The organism is Serratia sp. K1WW1 (assembly GCF_055790865.1).
This window is the reverse complement of record NZ_CM147697.1, coordinates 65,209-82,208: the sequence shown is the minus strand read 5'-3', so window position 1 is coordinate 82,208 and position 17,000 is coordinate 65,209. Positions and strand designations below refer to the sequence as shown.

The 17,000-nt window shown below is 55.5% G+C and carries 13 protein-coding genes; 12 read left to right on the top strand and 1 reads right to left on the bottom strand.

From position 1 onward, the window contains the following. Nucleotides 1–715: 715 nt before the first annotated feature. Nucleotides 716–2,704 (bottom strand): autotransporter outer membrane beta-barrel domain-containing protein, encoded by a 1,989-nt coding sequence (locus tag ACX9GU_RS00380; protein ID WP_473193495.1) that lies wholly within the window; start codon nucleotides 2,702–2,704, stop codon nucleotides 716–718. 193 nt (nucleotides 2,705–2,897) lie between these two features. On the opposite strand from ACX9GU_RS00380, the gene ACX9GU_RS00375 reads away from it, so the two are divergent. From ACX9GU_RS00375 to ACX9GU_RS00320, 12 genes are all read left to right on the top strand, one after another. After that, nucleotides 2,898–3,470, top strand: coding sequence for a DNA-3-methyladenine glycosylase I (locus ACX9GU_RS00375; RefSeq protein WP_473193494.1), 573 nt, complete (start codon nucleotides 2,898–2,900; stop codon nucleotides 3,468–3,470). Further along, entirely contained in the window at nucleotides 3,467–3,913 is a 447-nt protein-coding gene (locus ACX9GU_RS00370; RefSeq protein WP_473193493.1) for an N-acetyltransferase, read from the top strand. The genes ACX9GU_RS00375 and ACX9GU_RS00370 overlap by 4 nt, the downstream gene beginning before the upstream one ends. 76 nt (nucleotides 3,914–3,989) lie before the next feature. Next, nucleotides 3,990–4,721, top strand: a complete 732-nt coding sequence (locus tag ACX9GU_RS00365) for a MurR/RpiR family transcriptional regulator (protein ID WP_059199249.1) — start codon at nucleotides 3,990–3,992, stop codon at nucleotides 4,719–4,721. Nucleotides 4,722–4,897: 176 nt separating this feature from the next. Next, a complete protein-coding gene (locus ACX9GU_RS00360) occupies nucleotides 4,898–6,406 on the top strand; it encodes a PTS transporter subunit EIIC (RefSeq protein WP_021181357.1) in 1,509 nt (502 codons plus the stop codon). Nucleotides 6,407–6,432: 26 nt separating this feature from the next. Then, on the top strand, nucleotides 6,433–7,869 hold the full coding sequence (locus ACX9GU_RS00355; RefSeq protein ID WP_473193492.1) for a 6-phospho-beta-glucosidase: 1,437 nt from the start codon (nucleotides 6,433–6,435) through the stop codon (nucleotides 7,867–7,869). Between the two features lie 279 nt (nucleotides 7,870–8,148). After that, nucleotides 8,149–8,808: an OmpA family lipoprotein gene (locus tag ACX9GU_RS00350; RefSeq protein WP_166733753.1), complete on the top strand. Its 660-nt coding sequence runs from the start codon at nucleotides 8,149–8,151 to the stop codon at nucleotides 8,806–8,808. A gap of 118 nt (nucleotides 8,809–8,926) precedes the next feature. Continuing rightward, the gene (locus ACX9GU_RS00345; protein WP_021181360.1) at nucleotides 8,927–9,934 is read left to right on the top strand and encodes a LacI family DNA-binding transcriptional regulator; all 1,008 of its coding nucleotides are present in this window, start codon (nucleotides 8,927–8,929) and stop codon (nucleotides 9,932–9,934) included. Between the two features lie 129 nt (nucleotides 9,935–10,063). Next, complete coding sequence (locus ACX9GU_RS00340; RefSeq protein WP_473193491.1) at nucleotides 10,064–12,190, top strand: alpha-galactosidase; 2,127 nt, start codon at nucleotides 10,064–10,066, stop codon at nucleotides 12,188–12,190. A gap of 82 nt (nucleotides 12,191–12,272) precedes the next feature. After that, nucleotides 12,273–13,544, top strand: coding sequence for an oligosaccharide MFS transporter (locus ACX9GU_RS00335; RefSeq protein ID WP_473193490.1), 1,272 nt, complete (start codon nucleotides 12,273–12,275; stop codon nucleotides 13,542–13,544). Between the two features lie 70 nt (nucleotides 13,545–13,614). Beyond that, nucleotides 13,615–14,649, top strand: a complete 1,035-nt coding sequence (locus ACX9GU_RS00330) for a LacI family DNA-binding transcriptional regulator (protein WP_473193489.1) — start codon at nucleotides 13,615–13,617, stop codon at nucleotides 14,647–14,649. 422 nt (nucleotides 14,650–15,071) lie between these two features. Then, a complete protein-coding gene (locus ACX9GU_RS00325) occupies nucleotides 15,072–15,830 on the top strand; it encodes a sugar phosphate isomerase/epimerase family protein (protein ID WP_473193488.1) in 759 nt (252 codons plus the stop codon). Next, nucleotides 15,827–16,774: a sugar kinase gene (locus tag ACX9GU_RS00320; RefSeq protein WP_473193487.1), complete on the top strand. Its 948-nt coding sequence runs from the start codon at nucleotides 15,827–15,829 to the stop codon at nucleotides 16,772–16,774. Before ACX9GU_RS00325 ends, ACX9GU_RS00320 begins: the two co-directional genes overlap by 4 nt. Nucleotides 16,775–17,000: the final 226 nt, after the last annotated feature.

Sequence of the window (17,000 nt, the reverse complement as noted above, 5' to 3'; positions counted from 1 at the left end):
ATAGTGAGTAAAAAAAATCCGTGAGCTTTTTAATCAATAACACCGTGATGATTTTAATGCTTGATCTATTTAATGAAATAACCGTGTTTTTTTAACTGCGCTCCCCCAGCCTGATTTTTTCACTGCGTTAATAACGGATTTACGACAGTCTGCGTGATAGAATTTTAGTTGCTAAAGTGTTTTAATTGGGTGTTTTTTTGCCAAAATGTTAACATTCGGAAAAAAAACAGCGCGTCATATCTGATAATAACTGACTTTCTGATTGTTGATACCGGGTTAAAGCTAAAAAACGAATGATAGGGGCTGAGATTGATACGTTTTTTATATATTTCAGGCACGCAAAAGCGCTCCCACTCGTTGGTTGGCGAGCGAGAGAACAATTGACAGACAACCTGTTATTTATAATAATGACAACAAAATTTCCCTGGTGTTGGCCGAATTGGCTCCTGATCCTTTAAACGGGATCAGTTTTTTTTATTTAAATCTTTTGCTCTTATGCCGTAACGATAAAGTCTTTTAGGGGCAAATGATAGTTATACTAAAGTACAGTCAGACACTGTACTTTTTCGGTGAAGGACTCGGGCAAGGCAATGGCGAACAGGGCTGACAGGCCCGTATATCAGGTGCTGTCCTGTAATAATGGTAAGTGTTGCTCCCCCTATTCTTCCCGGCACCAAGCCCTCTGGCACCGGGCAATCAGGATTAAAGCCCCCCTTCAAAAACGCGCGCTGACCCCCACATTGTACATAAATTGCTCACCACTGCTCAAGCCGCTGGTTTGCGAAACAGTCGCAAACGCCGCCACCCGATCGCTCAACGGCATATTCGCCCCCAAGGTAATATCCATCCAGTTTTTATCCTGGCTGGCGCTGTCGCGGGTGAATGAGGTCTGGGTCGATTTCAATCCACCGCCTGCCCGGTAAACGCCATCACCGAACTGATGCTGATAGCTCACCTCCGCGTAGGGATTAACTACCCCAAGTTGGCTATCCAATCGCCATCCTACAGCGCCGATCTGCGAATGATAGGTCTGATCGTTGAAACGCATGGCCGTACTATTGTCGCCATTCTCGCTATAACCGGAGACGTTGCTGTAATCCCAGGCAAACTGAGCCATCGGCCCGGTAGTGAGGGACGAAGCGATTGGGAAGTCATACCCCGCAGTAACGCGCGCGCCCCACTGCTTACCATCGGTATCGCCGGTTTCTGTGCGGGTTAGCGAACCCAGCTGCATACTGCGGTTAATGTCGTCGTAATTCACGCTGGCATAGTGCAAATCGGCATTGACCCATCCCTGCTCAAACAACGTCACTGAGCTGAAGGCCGACAGCAGCACGCCACGCGCCTTATAATCGTAACGGCTGGAAGGTTGCTGATTGTCGTTGGAACCCGAGATCAGCGCACCTATCAGCCACTCATCCGTCAGTTGGTAATCCACGCCCAACGTTAGGTTATGCGTGGTGGCGTCGCCATCCCCGGCAACCGTATTGGCTGAATAATCATAACGTTGCCCAGCATAGCCGCCGAATACGCCCAACGACCCCTGCGGATTGCTGCTGGTGCGTAGCTGCTGAAAACGGCTGTCCAGGGTGGCACGGCTATCACGCGCGAAAGCGGCGGTTGCCTGGTTGAGTGCCACCGCCTGCGCCGGGCCATCCAACACCGCCTGAATATAATCGGCGATCAGTTGGTGAGCCTGCGGGCTGGGGTGGAAATGATCGGCAAACAGATAAGCCTGCTCGCTGTTAAAGCCTGGCATGGCTGAACTGCATACCGCCGAAGAAACTCCCGCTGGGCAGGCCATACCAGCGGTGTTGGTAAAACCAAACTGGCCCGGATTGGCGATCGCCTCACTGAACAGTTTGTTGACATCAACGCGCACGATATTACCGCCGCCCTGAGCCAACAGGCGATCTTCGCTCTGGTTATAAAAATCGGTAAGCTGGGCCGCCTGGGCACTGAAACTGTCAAAAGCCGCGCTCAGTTGGGCAGCGATGGCCTGCTGCTCCAGAGGATTGCTGCTGGCCTGCTGTGCAGCGGCACCTAAAGCCTGATGGATCGCCTGCTGGCGTGAAGCGTTATCCGGCGTGGCGAGAGTATTAAGCTTGCCGTACGCCGCCAGTATGGCTGCCCCCTGCACCGGCCCCAGCGCCTGCTGGATAATCAGCTCCATCAACTGCGGGGTTGAGCCGATATTGGGTACCGTTGGCACTATCACCGTCCCGGCACCGGCGTTCAATAAAGCGTGCACCTGCGTCGCCGCAGCCAAGGCGCTGGTATAGGCCACCTCCGGTGCGGTTGCCACATTCATCGCCGCTGCGGCCAGATCGTTGCCGCCAATCCAGTGAATATACAAACCGTCGCCGTCGGCCCTGCCGTTAACCCGCGCAAGGTAGCTTTGTAGCTGATCCTCGGTGTTGTCCGCCGGGTTCAGCGCCGGTACGGCCACGCCACCACCGGCAGCATAGTTGTAGCCACCGTTATCGGACGCCACCAGCGCGGCACCGATGCGCTGGCCCAGTATTTCGTCATACAGCCGATGTTGGTGACTGTCATAAGTGAAGCGGCCGTTATTGCCGGTATCACTCAGACTGTCGCCAAACACGTAAAGTTGATCGTAAGCCTGTGCCGTAGCACTGAGGCAAAAAGCTAAAGCCACGGCAAGCACCGTTGGGGTGTGCTTGACCTTTCTTTTCAGAGGCATAAATAGACTCCTAGTCATAAATAGAGGAAATCCTGTTCTTATCGTTGGCAGTTATCGCCATAGCCGTGTAGTAAATATTGCGGGGATTCACATAACGTCAAGTTAACTGACGATAAATCGTGCAAAGGGTTGCCAAGCGGGTGGCTTACGGCGATGATTACCTGTAAATAATTACAGCATAAGGAATCCTCGTATGGCTAACGAACGTTGCGGTTGGGTTACCGCCGATCCGCTATATCTTGAGTATCATGACCAGGAATGGGGCGTACCCACCACCGACGCACGCGAGCTGTTCGAAATGCTGTGCCTGGAAGGCCAGCAGGCCGGTCTTTCCTGGATCACCGTGCTGAAAAAACGTGAAAACTACCGCCGTGCCTTCCACAATTTCGATCCGCAGCGCATCGCAGCCATGACTGAGCAAGACGTGGCAACGCTGATGCAAGACAGCGGCCTCATCCGCCATCGCGGCAAGATTGAGGCGATTATCAACAATGCCAAGGCCTATCTGGCGATGGAAGCCGCCGGAGAGGATTTTGTCTCCTTTATCTGGCAGTTCGTCACCGGCAAGCCGCTGATCAATCACTGGCAGGCGCTTGGCGAAGTCCCCGCCAAAACCGAACAGTCCGATGCTCTGTCCAAGGCGTTGAAAAAACGCGGTTTTAAATTTATCGGCTCAACCACCTGCTATGCCTTTATGCAGGCCAGCGGCCTGGTGAACGATCATCTTTCCGGTTGCTTCTGCCACCCAAAGCAGCGCCAGGCATGATCCGCACCGCCGTCCCGGCCGATATCGAGCCGCTGATGACGCTGTGGCTGGCAAGTACCACCCAGGCCCATCCGTTTATCGCGGCCGATTATTGGCAGCAAACCGCCCAGTTGGTGCGTGAAAGCTATCTGCCGCGCGCCAAAACCTGGGTTTATCTGCACCACCAGCAGATCGCCGGTTTTATCAGCGTGCTGGACGAACGCTTCGTGGGGGCGCTGTTTGTTGATGAGCGCTTCCACGGCCAAGGCGTCGGAGCCGCGCTGATGGAGCACGTGCAGCAACAGCACGGCTGGCTGAGCCTGGAGGTTTACGAGCAGAATCTGCGGGCCTGCGCCTTTTACCGCAAGCTTGGGTTCAGTGAAGTACAACGCCAGTTCAACCAGGAGACCCAGGCCCATACGCTGATCATGAACTGGGCCGCCACCGAACTGCGCTACCCCTGAAGAAGCGGCGGGGGGGCTTTGTCATCCCTGCCCGCTTCTGGTACTTTGGCAGCCAACCTTGTCAACGAGATCCAGCATGTTTACCCATATCGCCTTATCCAAGCTCAACGGTCTTGAATTGATGGTGTACAACTACGTCATCAAAAATAAGGACAAGGTCATGTATATGACCATTCGCGAGCTGGCGGACGGTGCCAAGGTCTCCACCACCACGGTATTGCGCTTTTGTAAGAAAATGAATTTCAGCGGCTATTCGGAATTCCGCATTCGCTTTAAACTCTATCTGGAACAGGAAGACAAGCTGCTGCTAACCTCCGGCGTCAGTGAAATTGTCAGCTTCTTCAAGAGTATTAACAATGAAGAGTTTGAACAGTTAATTACGGATGCGGCAGCACACATTGCCAACGCGGAACGGATCATCTTTGTTGGAGCAGGAACATCCGGCACATTAGGTAAGTACGGCGCTCGTTTTTTCTCTAACGTCGGTAAATTCAGTAATTATATCGATGACCCTTATTATCCCATCAGCAGCGATATGTATAAAAACGCGGTAGCCATTATTTTATCGGTTTCTGGAGAAACGCCGGAAATTCTTAAATTGGCCAGCCAATTTAGCCTGCATAACTGTAAGATCGTCAGCATTACCAATAGCGAAACCTCTTCACTGGCGCGCATGGCGGACTTTAACCTCTCTTACCACATGCCGCAAATCCGCATTGCCAGCGAATATGATATCACTACCCAGGTGCCAGTGATGTATATGTTGGAGGCGATAGGGAAAAAGCTGGCTAAAAGCCTCGGCCATTAATGTTATTAGCTAAAGCACGTTAAATAACACCCTGTTTTTTGCATGTGACAAATCACTATCTTGCCATTTTGTTATATCGTGACATTCTCTTGCCGTTTGCTACTATCCATTTAGAAATCACCTTCGACCTACAATAAAGCCCGATATTTCTGTACCCCACAGATGGAGTTACGTTGATGGCAATTAATTATGCTGACTCGGCAAAAGAAATCGTGCGCCTGATTGGCGGCGATAATAATGTGATTAATGTCACACATTGCGCCACCCGTTTGCGATTTATTTTAAAAGACGGTAGCCAGGCCGATAAAGACACGCTGAAACGCGTCAAAGGCGTTATTACCGTCATCGAGTCCAGTGGCCAATTGCAGGTGGTGATCGGCAACCACGTCGGCGATGCCTATAGGGAAGTGCTCAAGCTGGTCAATATGGATGAGAACGTGGCGGTCAGCGCGCCGAACGTCGGCATCGTCAGCCGCCTGATGGACATTATCTCCAGCATCTTCGCCCCCTTCCTGTATCCGCTGGCAGCCTGCGGGGTGTTGCAGGGGCTCATCTCGCTGTTTGCTGCCTTGGGCTGGATGGATCCGGCAAGCGGCACCTATCGTATCCTGAACTTCGTTTCCTGGACCGGCTTCACCTTCCTGCCGGTGATGGTGGCCTTCACCGCCGCGAAAAAATTCAACGTCAACCCGTTCACCGCAGTGATCGCGGCCTGTGCGCTGGTCTCTCCAGACTATATGAACATGCTCACCGCCAATAAAATCCTGTTGGTGAACTCTGCCGATCCGGCCATGCAGGCTTTGATGCAGGAAGCCGTCAATAACCCACAGATTGCCAGGGTGCTGGCCGAGGTGGCCGGTATCCCGATTAACGCCGATCCCCTCACCTTCCTGGGCATGCCGGTGCAATATCTCAGCTACACCGCCTCGGTGATCCCGATCATCCTGATGGTCTGGATCATGTCTTATGTGCAGCGTTTCTTTGAACGCATCCTGCCGCTGGTGATCCGCAACCTGTTCACGCCGATGTTCTGTATCGCGATCATGGTGCCGCTGACGCTGCTGGCCTTTGGCCCGATCGGCAACATGATTGGCGGTGCCATCGGTGGCGTCTATAACACGCTGTATCACCTCAGCCCTTCCATTGCCGGAGCGGTGGTAGGCGCACTGTGGATGCCGTTGGTCACGCTGGGCGTACACTGGGGGATCACGCCGGTCACCGTGGGGAACTATGCCACGCTGGGTTATGACACCTTTACCGGCCTGCAAGCCTCGCCGGTGTTTGCCATGGCAGGTGCCGTGCTGGGCGTCTATTTGAAATCCAAAGACCCGGAGATGAAGCGCGTTTCGCTGTCTGCGGGCATGACCGCCCTGTTTGGCATCACGGAGCCCGCCATCTACGGCGTAGCGTTGCGTCTGAAACGCCCAATGATTTGCGGCTGTGTTGCCGGTGCGGTCGGCGGTTCCATTGCCGGAGCCTTCAACGCGGTGTCGTGGAGCTATTGCCTGCCGGGGATTGCCGTGCTGCCGGTGTTCTTTAAAGAAGGCCATATGCCGCAGTTCCTTGGCTTCCTGTTGTCCATCTGCGTGGCATTTGTGCTTGGTGCGGTTCTGACCTATATCGTCGGCTTCAAAGAAGAACAGCCTGCGCCAACGGCACCGCTCAACAAGCCTGAAATGGCCTAAATTCATCTACCAAGAGAAGCAAAGTTATGAAAAAACAGTTACCGGATGATTTCCTGTGGGGCGGCGCAGTAGCGGCGCATCAGGTTGAAGGCGGCTGGGATCAGGGCGGTAAAGGCCCAAGCATCGTTGATGTGCTGTCCAGCGGTGCCCACGGCGTCGATCGCGTGATCACCGACGGCATTGAACCAGGCTACCTCTATGCTAACCACGAGGCGGTGGACTTCTATCACCGTTATCAAGGCGATATCGCGCTGTTTGCCGAAATGGGCTTCAAGTGCTTCCGCACCTCGATTGCCTGGTCGCGCATCTTCCCGCTGGGGGATGAGCTGGAGCCGAACGAAGAAGGATTACAGTTCTACGACAACCTGTTTGACGAGTTGCTGAAATATGGTATTGAGCCGGTGATCACCCTTTCCCACTTTGAGATGCCATGGCATCTGGTGAAAGCGTATGGCGGCTGGAAAAACCGCAAGGTAGTCGATTTCTTTGTGCGCTTTAGCGAAGTGGTCATCTCCCGTTACCAGCACAAAGTGAAGTACTGGATGACCTTCAACGAGATCAACAACCAGCGCAACTGGAAGACTCCGCTGTTCGGCTACTGCTGTTCAGGGGTGATTTTCACCCAGGAACCGAACCCGGAAGAGTGCATGTACCAAGTGCTGCACCATCAGTTTGTCGCCAGCGCGCAGGTGGTCAAACTGGGGCATGCCATCAACCCGGCACTGCAGATTGGCTGCATGATCGCCATGGTGCCGCTGTATCCGTTCTCCTGCAATCCGGACGACGTGATGTATGCCCAAGAGGCGATGCGTGAACGCTTCCTGTTTGGCGATGTGCATATGCGCGGCTATTATCCGTCCTACATTCTGCATGAATGGGAGCGCAAGGGTTACCACATCCAGATGCAGCCGGAAGATGAGCAGATCCTGCGTGAAGGCTGTGCAGACTATATCGGCCTGAGCTACTACATGAGTAACGCGGTGCAGGCGGACTCCATCGGCGCGGGCACGGCCCTGGCCGGTTTTGAAGGCAGCGTGCCGAACCCTTATGTGAAAGCGTCCGACTGGGGTTGGCAGATCGACCCGGTTGGGCTGCGCTATACGCTCAACATCCTCTATGAGCGCTACCAGAAGCCGCTGTTTATCGTCGAGAACGGCTTCGGTGCGCTGGATAAGCCCGAGGCCGATGGCCAGATCCACGACGATTACCGCATCGCCTATCTGCGTTCGCACATCGAGCAGATGAAAAAAGCGGTGATCGACGACGGCGTTGAGCTGATGGGCTTCACCCCCTGGGGCTGTATCGACTGCGTATCCTTCACCACCGGGCAATACAGTAAGCGCTACGGTTTTATCTACGTGGATAAACACGACAACGGCAGCGGCAGCTTTGCCCGCTCGAAGAAACAGAGCTTCGACTGGTATCGCCGCGTGATCGCCAGCAATGGCGAAACGTTAGCCTAACCGCATCTCATCGGGGCGACACTCTTCGCCCCTTTGTCCGAAAGATCAATCATTCCTGCATTAATTCAGTTTGTTCTGGTTCCCAAGCGGCGATTTGGCGGCTACCTTCCTGCCTGGCTTACAGGTTTATAATTTGTCACGATTTTTATCGGAACTGCAGGCCAAAAGGCACGTCATAGTTGCGCAGCCCGTTTCGGGCTGGCGGCTGAATGCCGACGATTTAGCGCCTCCAGTTTGGAGTAGCGCACGCAGATATCCCTGCTTTTAAAGGAACTAACAATGAAAAAACGCATTGCGATAATTGCGGGTTTGGTAGCCGTTGCCATGACGCTATCGGCTTGTACCACCAACCCTTACACCGGGGAGTCAGAAGCCGGCAAGTCCGGTATTGGCGCTGGCGTTGGCGCAGCCCTGGGTGCCGGTATCGGCATGATCTCTTCATCGAAAAAAGACCGGGGTAAAGGCGCGCTGATCGGCGCCGCAGCCGGGGCCGCATTGGGCGGTGGGGCCGGATACTACATGGACGTGCAGGAAGCCAAACTGCGCGACAAAATGAAAGGCACCGGCGTTAGCGTTACCCGTCAGGGCGATAATATCGTGCTGAATATGCCAAACAACGTGACCTTCGATACCGACAGCAGCACGCTGAAACCGGCGGGCGCCAACACCCTGACCGGCGTGGCGATGGTGCTGAAAGAGTATGAAAAAACCGCCGTCAACGTGGTGGGCTACACCGACAGCACCGGGGCCCGTGCGCATAATATGACGCTGTCCCAGCAACGTGCAGACGGTGTGGCCAGCGCGCTAATCACCCAAGGGGTCGCCGCCAACCGCATCCGCTCAACCGGTGCCGGCCCGGATAATCCGATCGCCTCCAACAGCACCACCGCAGGCAAGGCGCAAAACCGCCGCGTTGAGATCACCCTCAGCCCGCTGTAAGCACACAGTGCGGGGCCTTTGCCCCGCCAGTTCGCATTTCCTGCCCTCACCTCTCCCGCCGGTTCCTCTGCCTGTGTTACTCTCGCCCGGCATCCCAACACCTTCTGTAGAGTGAAATATGTCCCTGAAAGCGATTGCCAAAGCATTGGATCTCTCCGTTACCACCGTGAGTCGCGCCCTGAATGGCTACGGCGACGTGGCCCAAGATACGCGCCAGCGGGTAGAGGCTGAGGCAGAGCGTTTGGGTTATCGCCCCAATACCCTGGCGCGCCGTTTGAAAATGGGTAAGATCGACGCCGTTGGGCTGGTTTTCCCCTTCAATAACTACACGTTAAGTAACTCTACCTTGATGGAGATGATCGGTTGTATCAGCAATGAGTTGGTACGCCACGAGATCGATCTGCTGCTGGTGGCAGATGATGCGCCCCATCATGCCTTTACTCGTCTGATTGCCAGCAAACGTGTTGATGCGTTGATTGTTGCCCATACGCTAGACAACGATCCGCGTCTGCATGAATTACAGCGGCTTAACTTCCCGTTTCTGGCGCTCGGCCGCAGCCAGCTGGTGAAAGATTACGCCTGGTTTGATTTTGATAATCGCGCTGGCAGCCTGATGGCCGTGGACTATCTGGTGGCGCTCGGCCACCGGAAAATTGCCTATCTGGGCGAAAATAACCAGCAGTCATTTATCAGCCAGCGCCGCCAAGGTTATCTGGATGGATTGGCCAACCATCAACTGCAACAACGTGACGATTATCTGTGCAGTATCACGCCAAGCCGTCGCGCGGGTTATCTGACCACCCAAGCGTTATTGGCGTTAGCCGATCCACCGACGGCAATCATTACCGACTGCAACGGTCACGGCGAGGGGGCAGCAATGGCGCTTCGTGATGCCGATAAACTCGGCCCCGGTGGAGTTTCTCTGGTGGTGTATGACGGATTACCAGCGGAAAGCCTGCTCGATCTTCCGGTAGCCTCCATCGTCCAAGCCACCCGCGCGGAAGTCGGCCAACAAATCGCACAAATGACTCTTGGCCTGATCCGTGGTGAACCACTGCAACAATTACAGGTACTGTGGCAACCGGTGCTAAAACCCAACCCTGACGAGCTCCCCCTTACCTCCTGATCGTTTAAAACAACGACGTTTTTTGCCCGACCAGATCACAGATCCGAAACGTTTAGGTTTTAATCCGAAACGTTTCGGATCAATGATGAGGCCACTGAGTTGAGCCAAAGATCGTAAAGGAGTCAAAACATGGAACCCACCATTGTGCGGTTAACCAGCCCCATGACCGACGTCATTGTTCGTTGCCAGCCGTTTGCCGAAATTCTCTATTGGGGCCCTCATTTAAGCGGGTTTATGCCGGAAGATGTCCTGACGCTGAGCCGGGCGGTGCCCAACGGCAGGCTGGATGTCGATACGCCACTGACGCTGGCGGCAGAATCTGGACGCGGTCTGTTTGGCTCGCCGGGAGTGGAAGGCCACCGTGACGGCTACGATTGGTCACCCGTATTCACCACCAGCGAAATCACGCATCAGGACAATCAGTTACTGATCCTGGCAGAAGACCCACAGGCTGGGCTGCAACTGCGCAGCGAACTGCAATTGGACAGCGCCAGCGGCGTGCTAAAGATGCGCCATACGTTGATCAATCATCATGCTGCTCGTTACTGGGTTAACCGCTTGGCGTTAACACTGCCCTTGCCAGAGCGTGCTGGCGAAGTGATGGCGTTTCATGGCCGCTGGATCCGCGAGTTCCAACCTCACCGCGTCACCCTGGAGCATGGTGGGTACCTGCAGGAAAACCGCCGAGGGCGCAGCTCTCATGAATACTTCCCCGGCATGATGGTAGGTAGCCGCGGCTTCAGCGAGCAACAAGGGGAGGTCTGGGGTATCCATCTCGGCTGGAGCGGCAACCATCGCCTGCGCGCCGATGTAAAAACCGATGGGCGCCGCCTGTTGCAGGCAGAAGCCCTGTATCTGCCAGGCGAGCAGGAGCTGGAAGGCGGAGCCAGTCTAAGCACGCCTTGGCTGTATGCTGCCAGCTCTCGCACGGGTCTGAATGCGCTCAGCCAGCAGTTTCACCGTTATGTCCGCCAGAATATCCTGCGCTTCCCCGACCACAGACCACGCCCCGTGCATCTCAATACCTGGGAGGGCATCTATTTCGACCACCAGCCCGAGTACATCATGCAAATGGCCACCAAATCGGCCGAACTTGGCGTAGAACGCTTTATCATTGATGATGGCTGGTTCCGTGGGCGCAACCACGATCGCGCCGCACTTGGCGACTGGTATCTGGACGAGAAAAAATACCCGAACGGGCTGGCACCGGTGATCGAGCATGTTAAACGGCTAGGTATGGAATTCGGTATCTGGGTGGAGCCAGAGATGATCAATCCAGATTCCGATCTGTTCCGGGCTCACCCCGACTGGGTGTTAGGTTTACCGGGTTATCAGCAACCTACCGGGCGTTTTCAGTACGTGCTCGATCTGTGCAACCCACAGGTCTTCGAATACCTGCTGGAGCGCATGAACTGGCTACTGAGCAATCATGATATCGACTACATCAAGTGGGACATGAACCGCGAGATCGTGCAACCCGCTCACCTTGGCCGCGCCTCTCTGACAGCCCAGACCGAGCAATTCTACCGCCTGTTGGATAGCTTGAGGGAACGCTTCCCGCTGGTGGAATTCGAATCCTGCGCCTCCGGTGGGGGCCGTATCGATTTTGAGGTTCTGCAACGCTGCCACCGCTTCTGGGCCTCCGACAACAACGACGCGCTGGAACGCCAAACCATTCAGCGCGGCATGAGCTATTTCTTCCCCCCGGAAGTGATGGGTTCACACATCGGCAACCAACGGTGTCACGCCACCGAACGTCAGCACAGCATCGGCTTTCGCGGCCTGACGGCGTTGTTCGGTCACATGGGTATCGAACTCGATCCGGTCAAAGAAGGTGACGCTGAACAGCTTGGTTTCATCCGCTATGTGGCGTTGCACAAATCTCTCCGGCCACTGCTACATAGCGGCGATGTTATCCGTATCGATCATCACGACCCAAGCACCCAGATTAATGGCGTAGTTGCCCCAGGACAGGAGCGAGCTGTCATTCTGGTCAGCCAGTTGGCGATGCCGGATCACCAGTTGCCGGGTAATTTGCGCATTCCAGGGTTGAGGCCGGATGCACGTTACCGGATCACCCTGCTGGATACCCCACCGCTCATTCACCAGCAGCAGGGCGGCCATACCATGCGCCAGTTGCCCGCCTGGATGAAACAGCCCTGCGACGTTAGCGGGGAATGGCTGGCACAGGTCGGCCTGGCGTTACCGGTACTGGATCCGGAAAGCGCCATGCTGATCGGCCTGGAGCAGCTCTGAGTTATCCCCTAGATTTGCAGGTGCAGCGCTCACCATGGCGGGCCGCTGCACGCCCAAAGCTCGTCGTGGAAGGACAATCACCATGAACGCCACCGTCTGTACCTATAAAAATAACCGTAACTTCTGGATATTTGGCGCTTTCTTTTTCCTCTACTTTTTCATCATGGCCACCTGCTTTCCGTTTCTGCCGATCTGGCTGTCCGAAGTCATCGGGCTGAATAAAACCGAAACTGGCCTGGTATTTTCCTGTCTGTCTCTGTTTGCCATTCTCTTCCAACCCATTTTCGGCATTATTTCCGATAAGCTCGGGCTGAAAAAACATCTGCTTTGGGTGATTACCCTGTTGCTGTTTTTCTTTGCCCCCTTCTTCCTCTACGTCTTTGCACCGTTGTTGAAAATGAACGTCTTGCTCGGAGCCATGGTGGGCGGGGCCTATATCGGATTTGCTTTTTCAGGGGGCGCGGGAGCCGTTGAGGCTTATATCGAACGAGTCAGCCGCAAGAGTGCCTTCGAATACGGCAAGGCACGGATGTTTGGCTGTTTCGGCTGGGGGATCTGTGCGTCGACCGCCGGAGTGTTATTCAATATCAATCCGGATATCGTCTTCTGGATGGGTTCTGGAGCCGCAGTGCTACTGATGCTACTCCTGATACTGGCCAACCCGCGCGAAAATCCTAATGCCATGGTCATGGGCAAACTGGGTGCCAATCAGAGCCAGTTCAATCTGAGGATGGTGGTAGCGCTGTTCAGGATGCCGAAGATGTGGATGTTCATCCTGTATGTGGTCGGCGTTGCCTGCGTCTATGACGTGTTCGATCAACAGTTTGCCAACTTCTTCAAAACCTTCTTCAGCTCGCCCCAGCGCGGTACCGAAGTCTTCGGTTATGCGACCACCGCCGGAGAATTGGCCAATGCGCTGATCATGTTCTGCTCGCCGTGGATTATTAACCGCATCGGGGCGAAAAATACGCTGCTGCTGGCCGGTACCATCATGTCCATACGCATTATTGGCTCCGCCTTTGCCACAACGGCACTGGAAGTCATCATGCTGAAAATGCTGCACGCGCTGGAAGTGCCTTTCCTGCTGGTCGGCTCCTTCAAGTACATCACCGCCAACTTTGATACCCGCCTTTCCGCCACGATCTATCTGATTGGTTTCCAGTTTGCCAAACAGGGGGCCGCCATCTTCCTCTCTGCCTTTGCAGGTAGCCTGTATGACCGTATGGGGTTCGCCGACACTTACCTGATCCTCGGCTGCCTTGCCTTGGGTGTCACGCTGATTTCTATCTTCACCCTCAGCAGCCCCGATAAGAAAATCCAGCCGCAGGCCAAAGCGCAGGAGGCCACCTCCTGACACGGGTCATTCCCGGCTTTAGGCTTGGTGTGTTAGTCTCCTTGGCATTGAACCGCAGGGGAGATTGGCTGTGAGCAGTGATAAAGCAACGCGTGCCTCAGGGCGCGCCACCATCAGTGATGTGGCAAAACACGCCCAAACCGGCAAAACCAGCGTGTCGCGCTATCTCAATGGTGAACAGCACCTGCTCTCCGACGCCCTCAAGCAACGTATCGACATCGCGATCCAGCAGCTCGACTATCGCCCAAGCCAGATGGCACGCAGCCTGAAGGGCGGACAAACGCGGCTGATCGGCCTGATCATCGCCGATATCACCAATCCCTATTCCGTCGACGTGATGCGCGGTATCGAAGCTGCCTGCCGTCAACATGGCTTTACCCTGCTGGTCTGTAACACCAATAACGAGATCAATCAGGAACAGCACTATCTACAGTTGCTGAGCAGCTACCGGGTGGAAGGGATTGTGGTGAACGCCGTCGGGATGCGCGAAGACGCGCTCTCCATGCTGCAACAGTCGATGCTGCCGATGGTGCTGATCGACCGTAAAATCCCCGATTTCGCCTGCGACGTGGTGGGCCTGAATAACCACGAGGCCACCGCCACCGCGACGGAGCATCTGTTAGAACAGGGGTTTGAGGCGATCCTGTTCCTCAGTGAGCCGATTGGCACCGTGAATACCCGGCTCGAGCGTCTGCACGCCTTTCGCCAGACCATGGCCAACCACCCTGATTTATCCGCCGAGCAGGCTGAAACTCCGCTCAACGACGCCGAAAAGCTGGCAACGGTATTACAGACCTTCAACACCCGCCATCGCGGCATGCGCAAAGCGGTGATCTCGGCCAACGGTGCCTTAACGCTGCAAGTTGCGCGCGCTATGCGCCATCTGGGGATGCAGTGGGGCAACGACATTGGCCTGCTGGGGTTTGACGAACTGGATTGGGCCGAGCTGGCCGGGGTGGGGATCACCACCCTGAAACAGCCCACCTACCAGATAGGGCATGCCGCGTTGAAGCTGCTGGTGCAGCGTATCCAGGGCCTCGATGCTCCCGTTAGCGAGCGGCTATTCTCCGGTGAGCTGATCGTTCGTGGCTCCACCCAACATTGACCCCTCACCCTAACCCTCTCCCACAGGGAGAGGGGACCGATCGAGTGCGTTGATTGCTTTGCGTAATACCTTACCTTTCTTGGTTTCGTGCCTACTTTCCAAAGCTTCACGGGCTAACTATGTACTCTGGACAGTTCCCACAGAGGCCCCCTGAAAGTACGGTGACTCATCATGTGCATATGTTGACTCTCCCTGGATAAATGGAAGCTCAAGCCTTGCCGAAATTATCTTCGCTCTTCCATCAGAGCAGGGGCTATCAGCTCCCTCTCCCTGTGGGAGAGGGTTGGGGTGAGGGGCCATTTTTTAACCAACTCCGTGATTGCGATCATAATTCTGCATGCTGCTGCTTTCCAATGGAACCGGTTCCATTTACCGTGACAACAACAGTCGCGGTGGTGATAGGTCACCTCAGGAGCCAAAAGATGAAACAACAGATTATTGTAGTAACCAGCGCCTACGGCAACGACAAGGTACAGCAGCTAGGGGGGCAGGCGGCGTTATTACCCCTGATCGCACAAGCAGGTGCAGACGGCGTGGAAATCCGCCGTGAACTGCTTTCCCCGCAGGAACTGGACGCTTTACCCACTCTGGCAAAAGCCCTGCAGCAACACCCACTGGCCGCCGTGTATTCCGCTCCTGAGTCACTGTTTACACCACAGCACACCCTGAACCCGAATCTGCCCGCCTTTTTGGCGGAGGCGAAGATCCTGCAAGCCAGCCGGCTCAAACTCGCTTTAGGCCACTACCGGCCAGGCTTTGACTTTACCGAGTTAAAAATCGCGCTGGGGCAATCCGCAGTCCAACTGGTGGTCGAGAACGATCAAACGCCAGACTGCGGTATCCTGTCGTTGATGAACGCCTTTTTCCATGCGGTGGAAGAGAGCCAGTTGCCGATCGGGATGACGTTCGACATGGCCAACTGGCATTGGGTGGGGCAAGACGCCCTGGCCGCCGCCAATCTGCTGGCCGCACACGTCGGCTATATTCATGTTAAAGCCGCCACCCTTGGTCCACGCGGCTGGCGCGCCATCGCCCTGGATGACACCGACGGTAGCTGGCGTGAAGTGCTGGCCCGCTTGCCGCAGGACGTGCCACGCGGCATCGAGTTCCCGCTACAGGGCAGCGATCTGGAGGCGGTCACCCGCCATTACGTGGATATGTTACGCGGGGAGCAGGCATGATGAGCACGCAAAATTCTTTAGATGTCGTCACGCTGGGTGAAGCCATGGCGATGTTTGTCGCAGCGCAAACTGGCGATCTGGCCGAGGTTGAAAGCTTTACCAAACGCATCGCCGGTGCCGAGCTGAACGTGGCGATCGGGTTGGCCCGCCTGGGTCTGAACGTCGGCTGGGTCAGCCGGATAGGTAACGACTCGTTTGGCCGCTTTACCCTGCAACAGCTGGCGAAGGAAGGGGTTAATGCCCAGCGGGTCACCGTTGATGGCCGCTACCCAACCGGTTTTCAGCTGAAATCTAAAAATACCGATGGAACCGATCCCAATGTGGAGTATTTCCGCAAAGGCTCCGCCGCCAGCCACCTGTCTACCACCGACTTCGATCGTGACTACTTCGCCGGGGCGCGCCACCTGCACCTGAGCGGGGTGGCCGCCGCCCTGTCTGCCGAGTCGCTGGAGCTGTGCCATTTCGCCGCTGCCGAGATGCGCGCCCTGGGCAAAACCATCTCCTTCGACCCCAACCTGCGCCCGGTGCTGTGGTCTAGCCGGGAACTGATGATCGAACAGCTCAACAAGCTGGCCTGCGCGGCCGACTGGGTGCTGCCAGGGTTAAAAGAGGGCCAGATCCTGACCGGGCAATCTACCGCCGAAGGCATCGCCGATTTCTATCTGGAGCGCGGCGCACAGGCCGTGATCATCAAAACCGGGCCAGAGGGTGCCTGGTTTAAAACCGCCGCCGGCGACCAGGCTGCGGTACCCGCGGTCAAAGTCACCAACGTGGTTGATACCGTCGGTGCCGGAGACGGCTTCGCGGTAGGGACGCTGAGCGCCCTGCTGGAAGGCAAAACGCTGATCCAGGCGGTACAACGCGGCAACAAGATCGGTTCGCTGGCCATCCAGGCCATCGGCGACAGCGAAGGGCTGCCAACCCGCGCCGCACTGGCGGAATAATTGAATATTAACAACATAATCTGTTAACTGACTTCTCCACACGGCGTATTCCTCTAGCCCTACAACTAGATCCGCCGGGAGAGTGCCTATATACCCAATGACTTTCATGCTGCAGCTAGGCGGCAAGTTCGTGCATCCCCAGGCGCTTACTTTAGTAAGTAACTGGGGTAAGCGAATGCAGCCAACAACGCTGCAGCTTGAAAGGTGAAGGGTATAAGACTCCACT